This is a genomic window from Sphingopyxis sp. H053 (assembly GCF_001468225.1).
Classification (GTDB): Bacteria; Pseudomonadota; Alphaproteobacteria; order Sphingomonadales; family Sphingomonadaceae; genus Sphingopyxis.
Genome location: NZ_LNRU01000011.1, coordinates 143,246 through 158,553, shown reverse-complemented (window position 1 = coordinate 158,553; position 15,308 = coordinate 143,246). Strand labels below are relative to the sequence as shown.

The 15,308-nt window shown below is 65.7% G+C and carries 11 protein-coding genes; 4 read left to right on the top strand and 7 right to left on the bottom strand.

The features are described 5' to 3' along the window. Window positions 1-122 precede the first annotated feature (122 nt). From uxaC to ATE70_RS19680, 3 genes are read right to left on the bottom strand one after another with little or no spacing between them, the layout of a single operon-like run. Window positions 123-1,535, bottom strand: a complete 1,413-nt coding sequence (uxaC, locus tag ATE70_RS19690) for a glucuronate isomerase (protein WP_058539383.1) — start codon at window positions 1,533-1,535, stop codon at window positions 123-125. 4 nt (window positions 1,536-1,539) lie between these two features. Next, entirely contained in the window at window positions 1,540-2,847 is a 1,308-nt protein-coding gene (locus tag ATE70_RS19685) for an MFS transporter (RefSeq protein WP_058539382.1), read from the bottom strand. A 22-nt stretch (window positions 2,848-2,869) separates the two neighbouring features. Beyond that, window positions 2,870-3,625, bottom strand: coding sequence for a 2-keto-4-pentenoate hydratase (locus ATE70_RS19680; protein WP_331458703.1), 756 nt, complete (start codon window positions 3,623-3,625; stop codon window positions 2,870-2,872). Window positions 3,626-3,764: 139 nt separating this feature from the next. Here ATE70_RS19680 and ATE70_RS19675 point away from each other — a divergent pair, with 139 nt between their 5' ends. Next, complete coding sequence (locus ATE70_RS19675; protein WP_058539380.1) at window positions 3,765-5,261, top strand: UxaA family hydrolase; 1,497 nt, start codon at window positions 3,765-3,767, stop codon at window positions 5,259-5,261. Here the strand turns inward: ATE70_RS19675 and ATE70_RS19670 are convergent. Both ATE70_RS19670 and ATE70_RS19665 read right to left on the bottom strand, forming a co-directional pair. Beyond that, entirely contained in the window at window positions 5,258-6,853 is a 1,596-nt protein-coding gene (locus ATE70_RS19670) for a family 43 glycosylhydrolase (protein ID WP_058539403.1), read from the bottom strand. The two genes, ATE70_RS19675 and ATE70_RS19670, sit on opposite strands and share 4 nt — an antisense overlap. 89 nt (window positions 6,854-6,942) lie before the next feature. Then, window positions 6,943-9,771, bottom strand: coding sequence for a TonB-dependent receptor (locus ATE70_RS19665; protein ID WP_082639731.1), 2,829 nt, complete (start codon window positions 9,769-9,771; stop codon window positions 6,943-6,945). 260 nt (window positions 9,772-10,031) lie between these two features. Between ATE70_RS19665 and ATE70_RS19660 the strand changes: the two genes are divergently transcribed. From ATE70_RS19660 to ATE70_RS19650, 3 genes are read left to right on the top strand one after another with little or no spacing between them, the layout of a single operon-like run. Further along, entirely contained in the window at window positions 10,032-11,405 is a 1,374-nt protein-coding gene (locus ATE70_RS19660; protein ID WP_058539378.1) for a pectate lyase family protein, read from the top strand. Between the two features lie 2 nt (window positions 11,406-11,407). After that, complete coding sequence (locus ATE70_RS19655; protein ID WP_058539377.1) at window positions 11,408-11,809, top strand: cupin domain-containing protein; 402 nt, start codon at window positions 11,408-11,410, stop codon at window positions 11,807-11,809. Continuing rightward, window positions 11,806-12,777: an alpha/beta hydrolase gene (locus ATE70_RS19650; protein WP_058539376.1), complete on the top strand. Its 972-nt coding sequence runs from the start codon at window positions 11,806-11,808 to the stop codon at window positions 12,775-12,777. The genes ATE70_RS19655 and ATE70_RS19650 overlap by 4 nt, the downstream gene beginning before the upstream one ends. Here ATE70_RS19650 and ATE70_RS19645 read toward each other — a convergent pair. Both ATE70_RS19645 and ATE70_RS19640 read right to left on the bottom strand, forming a co-directional pair. Beyond that, window positions 12,774-14,300, bottom strand: a complete 1,527-nt coding sequence (locus ATE70_RS19645) for a carboxylesterase/lipase family protein (protein WP_058539375.1) — start codon at window positions 14,298-14,300, stop codon at window positions 12,774-12,776. The genes ATE70_RS19650 and ATE70_RS19645 overlap by 4 nt on opposite strands. Beyond that, complete coding sequence (locus ATE70_RS19640; protein ID WP_058539374.1) at window positions 14,287-15,300, bottom strand: sugar kinase; 1,014 nt, start codon at window positions 15,298-15,300, stop codon at window positions 14,287-14,289. Before ATE70_RS19640 ends, ATE70_RS19645 begins: the two co-directional genes overlap by 14 nt. Window positions 15,301-15,308: the final 8 nt, after the last annotated feature.

Genomic DNA, 15,308 nt, shown 5'->3' with positions numbered 1-15,308 from the left:
GACCGCCTGATGCGCGCGGTGGAAGGCGCCGATACCGATATGGACGATGCCCGCGGCTTGGCGCTCGCGGTCGTAACCCGGCGCCTGCACCGACGCCGGGAACGGCGTTTGCGCCGACAGTCTCACAGCTTGTACGCGGCCTTGGCGAGATTGTAGCTGAGGTCGACGGCAAGCTCGGCCGCCTCCCATTCCTCCATGCGATGCTCGGCGACGAGCTGCGCGAGGAAGCCGCAGTCGATGCGCCGCGCGACATCGTGGCGCGCGGGGATCGACAGGAAGGCGCGTGTGTCGTCGTTGAAGCCGACGCTGTTATAGAAGCCCGCGGTCTCGGTGGTCTGACTGCGAAAGCGCCGCATGCCTTCGGGACTGTCGTGGAACCACCAGGCAGGGCCGAGCTTCAGCGCCGGATAATGGCCCGCGAGCGGCGCGAGTTCGCGCGCGTAGCTCGTCTCGTCGAGCGTGAAGAGGATGATCGTCAGTGCGGCTTCGTTGCCATAACGCCCAAGCAATGGGCGCAGCGCGTGGACATAGTCGGTCGCGGTCGGGATATCGGCGCCCTTGTCGCGGCCATAATGCTCGAACAGCCACGGGTTGTGGTTGCGGAAACTGCCGGGATGGATCTGCATGACGAGCCCGTCGTCGAGGCTCATCCCTGCCATCACCGTCAGCATATGCGCACGGAACAGCTCGGCGTCGGCGGCGCTGACATTGACGCCGGTGACACGCGCGAACAGCGCTTCGGCTTGCGTCTCCGACAGGTCTGCGGTCGCCGCGGTCGGATGGCCATGGTCGGTCGAGGTCGCGCCCATCTCGGCGAAGAAGGCGCGGCGATTGCGGTGCGCGGCAAGATAACCCGCATAGCTGAAGGCATCTTCGCCCGAGAGGTCGGAGAAGCGCGTGAGATTGTCGCGAAAGCCTTCGAACTCGGGATCGACCACCGGATCGGGCCGATAGGCGGTGATGACGCGCCCGCCCCATTCACCGCTTTCATTCGCGGCGCGAATAGCCGCGTGATGCTCGAGCGTATCGAGCGGGCTTTCGGTCGTTGCGATCACCTCGATCCCGAACCGGTCGTACAGCGCGCGCGGGCGGAAGGCATCGGTCGCGAGCGCCTCGGTGATCCGGTCGTAATAGAGGTCCGACGTCTCGCCCGAGAATTGCACATCGAACCCGAAAGCCTCGGCGAAGACCCAGTCCATCCACATCCGCGTCGGCGTGCCGCGGAACAAATGATAGTTTTGGGCGAACAGCCGCCAGCTCTCGCGCGGGCCGGCCGCCTTGTTGCGGATCCCCAACGCGTCGAGCGAAATGCCCTGCGAATAGAGCATCCGGAACGCATAATGGTCGGGATGCAGCAGGAACTCGGCGGCATTGCCGAACGATGCGTTGCCCGCGAACCACGCCGGATCGGTATGCCCGTGCGGGCTGACGATCGGCAGGCCCGCCACTTCCTTGTAGAGCCGGCGCGCGATGTCGCGCTGCGCCGGATCCGAGGGAAAGAGGCGGTCGGGGGAGAGGGCCAGCGGACGCGGCATCGGATCAGGCTTTGCTTTCCACGGTAACCGGCGCGAGGCGCGGGCTGAGGAGGTGGATCGCCAGCACGGCGAGGAAATAGACCGTCGTGCAGGCGGCGAAAATGAAGGTGTAATTGCCGCCCGTCGCGTCGAGCACCAGCCCGGTCGACTTGGCCATGATCATCCCGCCGACGCCGCCCGCGAAGCCGCCCAGACCGATCACCGACCCGACCGCGCGTTTGGGGAACATGTCGGGCGGGATCGACAGGAGCGTCGACGAAAAGGCTTGGTGCCCGGCGAGCGCCAGACCGATCAACACGACCGCGAGCCACATATTGTCGAGCCCGGTGACGAACAACAGCGGCAGGACGAAACAACCGGCGATCGCCATCGTCACCTTGCGCGCGAAATTGACGCTGTGGCCCTGCTGGATCAGTTTCGACGAGGTCCAGCCGCCAAAGATGCTGCCGACATCGGACAGCAGATACATGATGATCATCGGCAGCAGCACGACCTTGAGATCGACGTCATAGGTCGAGCTGAAATATTTGGGCAGCCAGAAGAGCATCAGGAACCAGACGGGATCGATGAGGAATTTGGCGACCGCGAACGCCCACGCCTCGCGCTTGGTGACGATCCGGCCCCAGCCGATGCGTTCGACCTGTTCGGGCGGATCATGCTCGATCCACGCGAGTTCGGCATCGCTGACCTTCCCGCTCTCGCGCGGGTTGCTGTAGAGCCAGAGCCAGAGGATCAGGAGAAGGACGCCGAAGGCGCCGGTGTAGATGAAGGTCTCGCGCCAGTCGAAGCCGAGCACGCGCATGAACAGCGCAACGGTCGGCGCGGTCAGAATCACGCCGATCGTCGTCGCGCTGTTGACCCAGCCGATCGCGTAGGAGCGCTCCTTTTGCGGAAACCATTCGCTCGACGCGCGGACGACCGCGGGGAAATGCCCCGCCTCGCCGACGCCGAGTATGACGCGCGCGGCCATGAAGGAGGCGATCGACCCCGCGAAACCATGCGCGATATGACCGATCGTCCAGATCGAAATAGCGATGCTGTATCCGATCTTGGGACCGAAGCGGTCGATCAGCCAGCCCATGAGCAGGAAGCCGAGCGCATAGGCGGCCTGGAAGGCGGTGACGATGTTGCCATAGTCATTCTCGCTCCACTTAAGCTCGGTGCCGAGCGTCGGCGCGAGCAGACCGAGCATGGTGCGGTCGATATAATTGACCGTGGTCGCCGCGAACAGCACCGCGACAATCAGCCAGCGGTAGCGGCCGGACCTTGGCACCGGCGCCGCCGTACCTCCGTCCGCGAATGCCTGTGCCATAAACCTCTCCCGTTGTTTTGCTTTAATAGCTTTTGATCGAGCAACCGACGCGGATTTTTCCGTCGAAGAGCGCTTCGGCGCGCTGGCCGGGCTTGATTTCATGGATACCGGTGATCGCGCCCGCGGACACCCAGGTCCCGGGTGGAATAGCTATGCCGCGTGCGCGCAGGATGTCGATCAGGAAGAGCGCCGATCCGAACGGGCCATCGAGCATCGCCTCCATCGTCGCCGCGCCGACCGCTTCGCCGTCGATCGCCATTTCGACCGGCATGCGGACAAGATCGGCGCCGCGCCAGTCGGCGATCGACGGGCCGAGGATCAGCCCCTTGTTGTTGCCATAGTCCGACGCGGTGACCGCGGGACCGTGGCGGTTGATTTCGGGAAAGGGCGAGCTCGCAATCTCGATGCCGGTGCGGACGTCGGCGATGCACTCGCGCACACTGTCGATGTCATAGACGCGCGTGCCGACGTCGCCGAAGCAGAGCAGAATCTCGGCCTCGGCCGCAGCGAAGCCGTCAGCATAAACCGGCATCACGGGATCGGCGGCGCCATCGAAGATTTCGTCGGCGAAGATCGGTCCGGTCAGGCGGTTGCCGCCGTAGCGGGTGACGAGCTCGGCGGCGATTCGCCCGACCTTCCATCCGCCGATGCGGCGGCCGTCGAGCGCGATCGCGCTGTCCTGGATCGCATAGGCCTCAGCCATCGTCTGCGGCATCGCGCCGGGATAGACGGTAAGCGGTGTCTTTCCCGCGCGTGCGTCGATTAGTGCACGCGCCACATTCTGTTGATCGCTTGTCGCCAGCATCTTTCTCATTTCCCTCTTCCGCGAAGCGGTGTAAGAGACACCGGTGTCAAAGGCAAGCGAATATCGGATGTATGACAAATTGCTCCGCCATACCGGGCACTGCTGAACGGCGATGACCGGCAACAGCCGAATCCATGCGATCCGCGTCCGTGACGTGGATAATGTCGCAACGGTGATTGCCGATATCGCGGCAGGCGCCCCCCTGTTCGCCGACTGTGATCTTCGCGCATCGGTTGCCGTGGGGCGCGGGCACAAGATCGCTCTCGCGCCGATCGCGCACGGCGAAGCGGTGATCAAATATGGCTTCCCGATCGGAATCGCGACCGCCGACATCGCGCCGGGCGACCATGTCCACAGCCACAATCTGGCGACCGCGCTGCGCAGCGATGGCGATTATCATTATGGGCCGGGCGCGAGCGAAGCGACACCAGACGCCAAGCCGGCGCCGACATTCGGCGGCTATGTCCGCCCCGACGGCCGCGTCGGCACACGCAACGAAATCTGGATCCTGCCGACCGTCGGCTGCGTCGGCAATCTGGCCGCGCGCGTCGCGCGGATCGCGGGCGCGCGCCATGCCGGGGCCGTCGACGGGGTTCATGCGTTCAAGCATCCGTTTGGCTGCTCGCAGCTTGGCGACGATCTGGGTCATACGCGCGCGTTGCTCGCGGCGCTCGCGCAGCATCCCAATGCCGGCGGGGTGCTGATCGTCGGGCTGGGGTGCGAAAGCAACCAGCTCGGCGCGCTGATCGAGCTGATCCCGGCCGAACGCCGCGCGCATATCCGCACACTGTCGGCGCAGGCGGTCGAGGATGACGAGGCGGCGTGCCTGACGCTGGTTGACGAGCTGGTATCGGGCTGCGCCGATACACCGCGCCGCAAGGTGCCGCTGTCGCAGCTGGTGCTCGGGGTCAAATGCGGCGGCTCCGACGGGCTGTCGGGGCTGACCGCGAACCCGCTCGTCGGGCGCATGGCCGATGCCGTCGCGGCGGCCGGCGGCAAGGTTGTGCTGACCGAAATCCCCGAGATTTTCGGCGCCGAACAGCTGCTCATGGACCGTGCGATATCGCGCGCGGTGTTCGACGACACCGTCGCGCTGGTGCAGGACTTCAAAGATTATTTCATTCGCAACGGCGAGCCGGTGAGCGAGAATCCCTCGCCCGGCAATATCGCGGGCGGGATCACCACGCTCGAGGAAAAGTCGCTCGGCGCGGTACAGAAGGGCGGCAATGTGCCGGTGGTCGATGTCCGGCGCTACGGCGGCGAAGCCACGCTGCCCGGGCTGACCCTGCTCGAAGCGCCGGGCAATGACGCGGTGTCATCGACCGCGCTGACCGCGGCGGGCGCGACGATCATCCTGTTCACCACCGGCCGCGGCACCCCGCTCGGCTTTCCGGCGCCGACGCTGAAGATCGCATCGAACAGCGCGCTGGCCCAGCGCAAGGCGAGCTGGATCGACTTCGATGCCGGGTCGGTGCTCGAAGCGGGCTTCGACAATACAGCGGACGCGCTGCTCGACCTGATCGCTGCGACAGCCTCGGGCAAGCCGACGCAGGCCGAGAAAAACGACGAACGCGATATCGCGATCTGGAAATCGGGCGTGACGCTTTAGTCGAGCGCGCGGAAGGTGAAATCACGGAAGCGCGCCTCGCCCTGCCCCGCCGAATAGAGGCCGGGCCGCAGCATCAGGAAACCGCCGCGCACATTATGGTGATAGCCCGAGACCTCCATGCCGCGGTCGAAACGCGTCCACGTCTTCCCGCCGTCGCCGCTGGTGTCGTAGGTGACGATATGGCGATCGTTGGTGACGCGCATCCGCATGCGTGCCCCGTGCGGGTTGGCGGGGCGCGCGCGCTCGATGCCATATTGGTGCGTGACGAAGCGCTCGCCGTCGAAGCCGAGCCCGCAATAGAGTTTTTCGTCATAGAAGAGGATCAGGCCAGCGGTGCCGCCGGGCGCGATCTCGATATCGCATTCGAAGCGGTACGCCTGATCGCCCGCGATCAGCAGCAAGGGCGATGAATCGACCGGCGCCTTGCCGCGCGCCGCCAGCACCAGCACGCCATCCTCGACGCGCGCGCGGCTGCGCTCGTCGGCGGCGGGCTTGAAGAAATTCCATTTCGCGCCGAGCGCGAGCGCGGTAAAATCGTCGGACAGCGCCATGCCGTGCGGGCCCGCGATCGTGCCGCCCTTCGGCTTGGCGATCGGCCGCGACAGGTCGCCCCCCTTCATGCGGAACCAGCCGTCGTCGGTCCATTCGATCGGGTCGAGCAACGCCTGCCGTCCGAGCGTCCAATAGCCGTTTTCGAAACCGTGATAGACGCTCCACCAGTCGCCCGCGGGTCCCTCGACGAGCGTCGCATGGCCGCGCGACCACCATTTTTCGGCGGCCGACGTCGTGCGGACGAGCGGGTTCGCGGGGCAGTTCTCCCACGGCCCGTGGATCGATTTCGACCGCGCCGCGATCACCATATGGCCGGTCGGCGGACCCGCGGTGCCGCCGACCGCGGTGATCATGTAAAAATAGTCGCCGCGCCGCGTGATCTTTGGCCCCTCGGGTGCGAAGCCTTCGACCACCCAGTCGGCGGGATAGCGCCACGGATCATAGACATGTTCGGGCTCGCCGATGCGCTTGAGGCCGTCGTCGGACAGGCGCACGCGGTCGCCCCCCGACAGGAACAGCCAGCGCGACCCGTCTTCGCCGACCACATGGCCCGGGTCGATATGATTGGGTAGGTTCAGGTCAACCGGTTTGCTCCACGGTCCCTCGATCCGGTCGGCCCAGATCACCCAGCTTGTGTTCGGGCCTTTCGTGGGAATGTAGAGATAATAGCGGCCCTTGTGCTTGCACAGTTCGGGCGCCCAGACCGAGCCGATATTCTTGTGGAGCGCGGGGCCGATCGGGCGCCAGTTCACCAGATCGCGCGAATGCCAGATGACCAGCCCCGGATAGGAGTCAAAGGTCGAGAAGGTCATATAATAATCGGCGCCGTCCTTCAGGATCGACGGATCGGGATGGTCGCCGGCCATGATCGGGTTGAGGAAGCGCCCGTCGCCGAGATCGGCCTTGCGCTGGCCGTCGAAACCCTTGGCCCACGCCGGAACGGGACCCGAAGACGCGGGCGCCGCCGTCGCCCATGCGGCGGGCGCGGCGAAGCCCGACAGGCCGGTCGCGAGCAGGCCGCTCCCGGCGAGTTTGAGCATGTCGCGACGATCGGTCACGCGTCTCTCCTCAAAAAAAGAAAGGCCCGGTCCCCTGAAAACGGAAACCGGGCCTCACCGGGACGAATCCGTCAGATCTTGACGCGCGCGCCGAACAGGAAGGTACGGCCGAAGTGGTTATTCTCGTAATTGCGGTCGGCATCGATATCGGTGAAGCGATAGCGATATTCGTCGGTCAGGTTGATGCCCTCGACCGAGATTTCGATATTGTCGGTGATCGCGTAACGGACCGACGCATCGACGTTGATCGTCGAACCATAGCCTTCGAAGACGTTGCCGGTGCCGCTGTTCGCATCGGCATAGCGGCTGCGATAGCTGACCGAGGCGCGGGCGCTGAACTTGCCGTCGTCATAATAGAGCGTGCCGTTGTAGGCGCGCTTCGACAGGTTGAAGAGCGTGCCGTTGCGGATCGCGCCGACGTTGGCGCCGCCCGGGACGATCGACGGGCCGGCGACCGAATAATCGGCGTCCGAGTCGACATAGGTCGCATTCACGATGCCGCCGAAGTTCGACAGGAAACCCGGCAGGAATTTGAACGGTGCCTGCAACGAGACTTCGATGCCTTTCAGCTTTGCGCCTTCGCCGTTGCCGATCGAGTTGATCGTCCAGATCTGACCCTCGGGATTGATCGACGCCGGGCTGCTCGGCGGGATGATCGACGTCGGCAGGCCGGTCGAGGCAAAGGTACCGCTGGTCGTCGTCGCGACGGGGAAGCTTGCGATATCCTTTTTGAACAGCGCGACCGAGAAGATCGACTGCGGTGCGAAATACCATTCGAACGCAATGTCATAGGCGGTCGCGCGGAACGGATCGAGGAACGGATTGCCGTAGTTGATGCGATAGTTGAACCCGTCGACTGTCCCGCCCGGCGTCAGATTGCCGAGCGTCGGGCGAGTCATCACATCGGCAACCGCGGCGCGGATGATGATGTCGTCGTGCGGGAACAGCGCGAGGTTCATCGACGGCAGCCAGTCTTCGTAGCTGCGCTCGACCGTCACCGCCGCGCCGCTGCTGAGCCCGCTCGACGTCTGGTCGGTGTGGACGTAGCGCACCCCGGCATTCAGCGCATAGCGCAGGCCGCCAAGCTCGCCCTTGGCATCGAACTGCAGATAGCCGCCGGTGACCTCTTCGCGCACCGCGCGGTTGTTGCCGGCGTCGACCGCGGCGACGCGGTCGTAAAGCTTGGTGAAGGCGGTCGTCGCGTCGAGATTGGCGACCAGCCATTCGGTCGTCGTACCCGCCGGTTGCCCCGCCTTGCCGAGCGTGAACAGGTCGGCGAGCCCCGGATTGACCGGGAAGCCGTACACCGCGGCGGGTCCGAACGCCGACGACGGCGAGCAGGCGAGCGTGCCGAGAACACGGTCGACGCCGCCGTTGCCGCACACGACGGTGTCGCGCGTGAAGGCGATGCTGGCGAAGTCGAAGCGGCGATAGACCCCGCCCGCCTTGACCGTGAAATCGTCGCTGATGTCCCATTCGGTGCGCAGCTGCGCGGTGCGAAACTTGTTCGCGACCTCCGACGGGCGGTCGCGGATTTCGGCAAGCTGGAAATTCGCCGGATTGGTCACGCTGGTGCCGAAGGTCAGCAGCGGATTTTTCATGTCGCTATAATCGTAGCGATAATCCTGCGCATCGCGGTCGTCGAAGACGATCGTCGTTTCGAGCGGGATCGATGCGGTCGATTTCGACAGGCCGCCGAGCAGGGTGAAGCGGAACGTATCGCTGACATCCTGGTCCCACGTCGCGCCGACCTGGTAAAATTCGGTCTTCGCCTTGCGCAGATAATGTTCGGTGCGCACCCACGCGTCGTCGAGCGTCGCCGAGATCAGATTATTGTCGGCGTCGATTTCATAGTCGCTGACGTTGATCGAGCGTTCGTTGCTGCGCAGCAGCACCTCGGCCCAACGCTCGCGGCGCTGATGCTTGAAGCTCGAATAAAGGCCGTCGAGCGAGATTTTGGTCGCATCGCTCGGCGCGAACTGGATCGACCCGGTGATGCCGAGGCGCTTCTTGTCATGCGCGATTTCGCCGTAGCGCGGGATGCGCGGATGGAAGGCGAGCGAGACCGAATCGCAAGCCGTGCTTGGCCTGTAGGTGCCGCCCGAATTGGCGGTGGTCCAGCACGGCGTACCATCGACCGAGTCGAAGCGCGCCTGCGCCCAGCGAACCGAATTATTGCCGAGTTCGAGCGTCTTCTGGTCCGAATAGGCGGCCGACACGGCAAAACCGAGCGTGCCGGCATCGTTGACCCAGCTGAGCAGTCCGGCGACGCGCGGGCCGACTTTTTCGGAGAGGTCGTTATAGCTGCCCTGCGCCGACAGCGCGGCGGTGAAGCCGCCCTTGCCCGCGAGCGGGTTGCCCGTGTTGAGGTCGACGACGGCGCCGAGGGAGCCTTCGTCGAGTTCGGCCGACGCGGTCTTGTGGACGACGATCGAGCTGAACAGCTCCGAGGCGAAGACGTTGAAGTCGAACGCGCGGTCGCGGTTCGCCGAGGCGCCGTCGGTCGAGGTCGCGACGGTTTCGAGCCCGTTGACCCGGACGCGGGTGAATTGCGAGCCGAGCCCGCGCACGGTGATGCCGCGGCCTTCGCCGCCATCGCGCTGGATCGTGATGCCGGGAATGCGCTGCAGCGATTCGGCGAGGTTCTGGTCGGGGAATTTGGCGATATCTTCGGCGACGATCGCGTCGACCGCGGCGACCGACTCGCGCTTCACGTTGAGCGCGGCACCGAGCGAGGCGCGGAAGCCGGTGACGACGATCTCGTCTCCGCTCGCCACCGCTTCATCGGCGGCCGCAGCAGCGTCCTGCGCCCAGGCCGGCGAGGCCGCCAGAACGGCAAGCGATGCACCGCACGCCAGCCGGGTCAAAGTGCGAATGCTCCGCATTGCATGAATAGCCATTATCATCCTCCCATATCGCCCCGTTGCCCCCGCTTGCGCAAGGAATGACACCGGTTACTTTACTGGACAAAGCGATTTGGCACACCGCTTCATCCGTTGATCTTTCAGAGAGTGATGATGGCTCGCCGTCACATGCGGCGAACCGGATCAGACCCTCTCCCTTGGAAATATTTTCTCGTTGACCGATTGGGGTAACCGGTGTCAGAAAGATTGCGGATTGCGACGAACATGTCAATACCCCAATGATGAGGAGAGACAGGATGCCCAAAAATCCTCGGATAACTGCGCTTTTTCTGGCCCTTAGCCTGTCATCGGGTTCGGCGACGGCCGCCGATGCGGCACCGCTCGCCTTTCCGGGCGCGGTCGGTCCGGCAGCAGAGACCCCGGGCGGACGCGGCGGGCAGATATTGCGCGTGACCACGCTCGCGCCTGACGGCCCCGGATCGCTGAAGGCGGCGATCGACACGCCGGGGCCGCGCATCATCGTGTTCGAGGTCGGCGGGGTGATCGACATGGGCCGCAGCACGATCGAGATCAAACATCCCTATCTGACGATCGCCGGCCAGACCGCGCCGGGGCCCGGCATCACCCTGATCCGCACCGGCATCGACGTGAAGACGCACGACGTCGTGATGCGCCATTTGCGTGTCTACACCGGCGTTGACGGCCAGCCGAAGCGCAGCGGGTGGGAAGCCGACACTTTCTCGACCGTCGCGGCGCATAATGTCATCGTCGACCATTGCACTTTGATGTGGGGGATCGACGAAAATATGTCGGCCTCTGGACCGCGCTTCACCGGCAAGAGCGTCGCGGAATGGCGGAAGGGCACGAGCCACAACATCACCTTTTCGAACAATCTCGCCGCCGAGGGGCTCGCCGATGCGAGCCATCCGAAGGGCGAGCATAGCAAGGGATCGCTGATCCACGACAATGCGACGGGCATCGTCTTTTACCGCAACGTCTGGGCGCATAATGTCGAGCGCAACCCGCTGATCAAGGGCGGCGCGCAGGCGCTGATGATCAACAATCTGATCTATAATCCGCAGCACCGCGCGGTTCATTACAACCTGATGAATCTCGAATGGGTCGGGCATGAATATGTGACCGGACAGATCACCGCGGTCGGCAATGTCATGCGCGGCGGCAACGACACCGATGCGGGGCTACCGTTCCTGATGCTCGGCGGCGACGGCGACCTCGAATATTATGGCAAGGATAATCTGGCGGTCGACCGCCACGGCGAGCCGCTTCCCGAGGTCGGCCGCTATGGCGAGACAAAGGCGAAGCTGATCCGCGCCAAGGCGCCGCTCGCGCCGGTTGGCGGTTATACTATTCTGCCGGTGCGCGATGTCGAAACATCGGTGCTGTCGACCGCGGGGGCGCGGCCGTGGGCGCGCGATGCCGAGGAGATTCGCGTGCTCTTCTTCGTCGCCGAGGGGCGCGGCGATGTGATCGACGATGAGAAGGAAGTCAGCGGTTATCCTGAGGTCAAGGAAGTGCGCGCGCCCTTTGTGGCGGGCGACTGGGACCTTGCGACGATGGAGCCCAAGTCGGGCCGCTATCCTGGCCAGACCGCCCCCCTGCCGCAGGAACATCTGTCGGCGCGCGATCGCGCATCGCGGACGGCGAATTGACGATGGGCGCGCTCTTCGCCCTGTTCCTTGCCGGGGGAGCCGCTCCCGCAATGGTCGTGATCGACGAAACGGCAACGGTGCGCGAGGAAGCGCCGCCGCACGGCGCGATCGGTATGTCGACCGCGTACCGGATCAGCGATTCGGTCCCCGCGCCGCGCAGCTTCGAATTCCGCAAGCGCGCGCTGCACGCCGGGGCGGCGATCGGCGTGCATCCGATCGATCATGACGAGATTTATTATGTCCTCTCGGGCACGGGCGTCGTCCATTCGGACGGCGAGGAGAAAGAGCTGAAAGCGGGCACGGCCGCATGGCTCTATCAAGGCGCAAAGGTCGGCATTCGCCAGACGGGCCGCGAACCGCTGGTGCTGATCATCGCCTATCCGAACAAGGCGGCGGCACAATGACGCTCGACCGCCGCGCCCTGCTGACGGCCAGCCTCGCGCTGCCCTTCGCGAGCGCGGCAGCACGCGAAGCATGGACACGCCCGGCAGGCCTGACCCCCGACGCGAGCATTGCGCTCTGGCCCGAGGGGCATATCCGGCCGCCCTCGGGACTTGTCGAAGCGGTCGTACAGCGCAGCGACGATCCGGATGCGAGCGACCGGATGCTGCAAGGCATCACACGTCCGCGGCTCGACATCTTCCGGCCCGCGAAGCCCAATGGCGCGGCAGTGATCCTCGCTCCGGGCGGCGGCTATCGCTACGTCGTGGTCGACAAGGAGGGTTATGAACTCGCGCGCTGGCTGCGTGCCCGCGGGGTTACCGTTTATGTCCTCTTTTACCGCCTGCCGGGTGACGGCTGGACGAACGGTGCGGACGTCCCGCTCGCCGATGCGCAGCGCGCGGTTCGGCTGGTGCGCAGTCGTGCAGCCCTCGACCACGTCGACCCGGCGCGCGTCGCCTTCGGCGGCTTCTCGGCGGGCGGGCAGGTCGCGACGAGCCTGCTTACGCGCTTCGACGCCAAGGTTTACGCTCCGGTCGATGCCGCCGACGCTCTGCCGGCGCGGCCCGATGCGCTCGCGGCCATCTATCCCGTCGTGTCGATGGACCCGGCGATCGCGCATGCAGTGAGCCGCGAGAAACTGATCGGTGCCAACCCCGATGCGGCGCGCGAGAAACTTTATTCGCCCGAGCGCAATGTCCGCGCCGACCAGCCGCCGCTGTGGCTGCTCCACGCCGAGGACGACGGCGTCGTGAAGGTCGAGAACAGCGTGCGGCTGCGCGAGGCGGCGCGCGCCGTTGGCGCTCTGGTCGAGGCGCATTTCTTCGAGCGCGGCGAACATGGCTTCGGGCTGATGAAAGCGGCGGGGCTGCCCATCGCGATCTGGCCCGAGCTGCTGTGGAACTGGCTCGGCTCGCACAAGATCGTCTAGCTGCCCGGCTGGATGTACGGCACCCGCGCGAACAGCTCGCGCTCCCACTTGCGCGGATCATTTTCGACGCGGCTCTCCGTATCGAAGATCATCGTCTGACGCTTCGCCAGATCATAGGCCGGCCAGCCCGGGTTACCGGTGCCGGCAAAGCGGACGAAGGCGTCCATCACGCGATCGCTCATCGCCTGCTGCGCGGGGGTGGGATCGGGTATCGTGCCGAAGCTGAGCGCGATATCGTCGGCGTGTTTCGCGCTTTCGAAATCGAGCTGGTAGACGAAGCCCGGAGCCCTGGCGCGGGCGCGCGCCTCGGCCTCCTCGACCTGCCCGCGCCAGCTGCGCGCGGCGGTGACGATGCGGTGGAACAGCTCGAGCGGCGCGGCCTTCGGATAGCGCACGCGGAACTGGCCGACGACCCACGACGGTTCGATGTCGATCCGCATCTCGGGCGCGATCCGCTGAGCGAGATTGTCGAAGCTCAGCCCCGCGAGCTGCTTGCCATCGGGGACGTAGAAAGCGCGCGTTTCCATCACCGTATTGCCGAGCATCATCGGGATGCCAAGCGACTGCGGCGCGGCGTCGGGCCAGAAGGGGTGGCGCACCAGATGCTTCATATCGAGCACCGGCCCCATATAGACCCCGCCGCCGAGGATCGGATCGGTCGCCGATAGCGCTGCGACGAGTTGCTCGACCGGTGCGGTCGCGGGGTCGACGCCCTGCCCCAGCTTGTCGAGGAATGCCTGCGCACGTTTGGTCGCGTTGAGCGGGCCAGAGGCGGTGACCTGCTGCCCGCTCATCGTGATCGCCTTGTGGAACAGCCCTTTCGCCGCGGGCATCGCCATCAAGGTCGCGATCTTCGCGCCGCCGCCCGACTGACCGAAGACGGTGACATTGGCCGGATCGCCACCGAACGCCGCGATGTTGCGCTGGACCCATTGCAGCGCGACGATCAGGTCGAGTTGCCCGGCATTGCCGCTATCGGGGAAACGCGGGTCGAGCCGCGCAAGGTAGAGATAGCCGAGCGCGTTGAGGCGGTGGTTGACGGTGACCACCACGACATCGCCGCGCGCCGCGAGATTCGCGCCGTCGTTGACCGGATCGGTGACGCTGCCAGTCGAATAGGCGCCGCCGTGGAAATAGACCATCACGGGGCGCTTTGCCGGCTTTTCAATGTCGGGCGTCCAGACGTTGAGGAACAGGCAGTCCTCGCCCTGCGGCTGATAGCGGCCACCCGTTTGGGGACAGGCGGGACCAAAAATGTCGCCCCGCAATTGCTCTGCCTTCGTTATGGCGACCGGCGCCCGAAAACGCTCGGCGCGGCCATAGCGGATGCCCGTGAAAGCCCAGGACTGGCTGTCGCCAAAGCTGCGGAATGCGCCCGAACGATAGTCGCCGTCGGACGCGCTCACCGCTCCGATATGATGAACCGGCGTGAAGACCTCGGCCCGCGCGGCAGCTGAAAGGAGGAGCGAGCTGCCGGCCGTTGCCAGAAGCGCACGGCGGCCGATCGGCTCAGCGCCGGACATCGAGCCCGCCGCCGTGGAAGGCGTCGATATCGGCCTGCCCGAAACGGCTGGCGTCGCCCGGCAGCGAATGTTTGAGGCAGGTGAGCGCAAGGCCCGATTCGGCCATCGCACGCGCATCGCCGCCCGACAGATGCGCGTGGAGTACGCCCGCGGCAAAGGCATCGCCCGCGCCGATGCGGTCGACGATGCCGGTTACGTCGATCTCAGGCGTCTGGTAGCCACCGCTGCGCAGGTCGACGCGTGCGGCGATGCGGTGGTGGTCGGCGGTGGCCGTATGGCGCGCGGTCGAGGCGATCAGCTTGAGGCCGGGGAACGCCGCGAAACCCGCTTCGGCGGCTTCGCGTCGCCGGTCCTCGCCCTCACCGCTGAATTCCTTGCCGAGCACGAGCGACAGATCGCGGTGGTTGCCGAACAATATGTCGGCGGTGCCGATCAGTTCGGAGAGGATCGTGCGCGGATCGCTGTCCCACGCCTCCCACAGCATCGCGCGGTAATTGCCGTCGAAGCTGACGGGAACGCCGAGCCGTTTCGCCGCGCGTGCCGCCGACAGCGCGGCTTCGGCTGAGCGCGGCCCGAGCGCGGGGGTGATGCCCGACAGGTGGAGCAGGCCCGCGCCCGCGAGCAAGTGGTCGAAATCATAATCCTCGGGCCCGGTCGCCGCGAAGCTCGACCCCGCACGGTCGTAGACGATCTCCGACGCGCGGAGCCCCGCGCCGACGCTGAGGAAATAGAGCCCCATGCGCCCTGCACCGCTGGAAACGGCGCCGCAATCGACGCCCGCGCCGCGTACCGCCGCCACCGCTCCGCCACCCAGCGCATTCGCAGGAACGCGGCTGACCATCGCGCAGTCGTGGCCAAGGTGCGCGAGGCCGATCGCGACATTCGCTTCCGCGCCGCCGACATGGAGCGCGAGCGACGGCGACTGCATCAGCAGCTCATTGCCCGGCGCGGTCAGGCGGATCAGCAGTTCGCCGAAAAAGACAAGGCGGCCTTCGGTCATCGCGCGAG

What these genes read in the sequence shown, in the direction of transcription:
- uxaC (WP_058539383.1), bottom strand. Translation starts at nt 1,535, where the DNA reads ATGCCGCGTCCGCTGGCCCTCTCCCCCGACCGCCTCTTTCCCTCGGAT.
- ATE70_RS19685 (WP_058539382.1), bottom strand. Translation starts at nt 2,847, where the DNA reads ATGGCACAGGCATTCGCGGACGGAGGTACGGCGGCGCCGGTGCCAAGG.
- ATE70_RS19675 (WP_058539380.1), top strand. Translation starts at nt 3,765, where the DNA reads ATGACCGGCAACAGCCGAATCCATGCGATCCGCGTCCGTGACGTGGAT.
- ATE70_RS19670 (WP_058539403.1), bottom strand. Translation starts at nt 6,853, where the DNA reads ATGCTCAAACTCGCCGGGAGCGGCCTGCTCGCGACCGGCCTGTCGGGC.
- ATE70_RS19665 (WP_082639731.1), bottom strand. Translation starts at nt 9,771, where the DNA reads ATGGCTATTCATGCAATGCGGAGCATTCGCACTTTGACCCGGCTGGCG.
- ATE70_RS19660 (WP_058539378.1), top strand. Translation starts at nt 10,032, where the DNA reads ATGCCCAAAAATCCTCGGATAACTGCGCTTTTTCTGGCCCTTAGCCTG.
- ATE70_RS19655 (WP_058539377.1), top strand. Translation starts at nt 11,408, where the DNA reads ATGGGCGCGCTCTTCGCCCTGTTCCTTGCCGGGGGAGCCGCTCCCGCA.
- ATE70_RS19650 (WP_058539376.1), top strand. Translation starts at nt 11,806, where the DNA reads ATGACGCTCGACCGCCGCGCCCTGCTGACGGCCAGCCTCGCGCTGCCC.
- ATE70_RS19645 (WP_058539375.1), bottom strand. Translation starts at nt 14,300, where the DNA reads ATGTCCGGCGCTGAGCCGATCGGCCGCCGTGCGCTTCTGGCAACGGCC.
- ATE70_RS19640 (WP_058539374.1), bottom strand. Translation starts at nt 15,300, where the DNA reads ATGACCGAAGGCCGCCTTGTCTTTTTCGGCGAACTGCTGATCCGCCTG.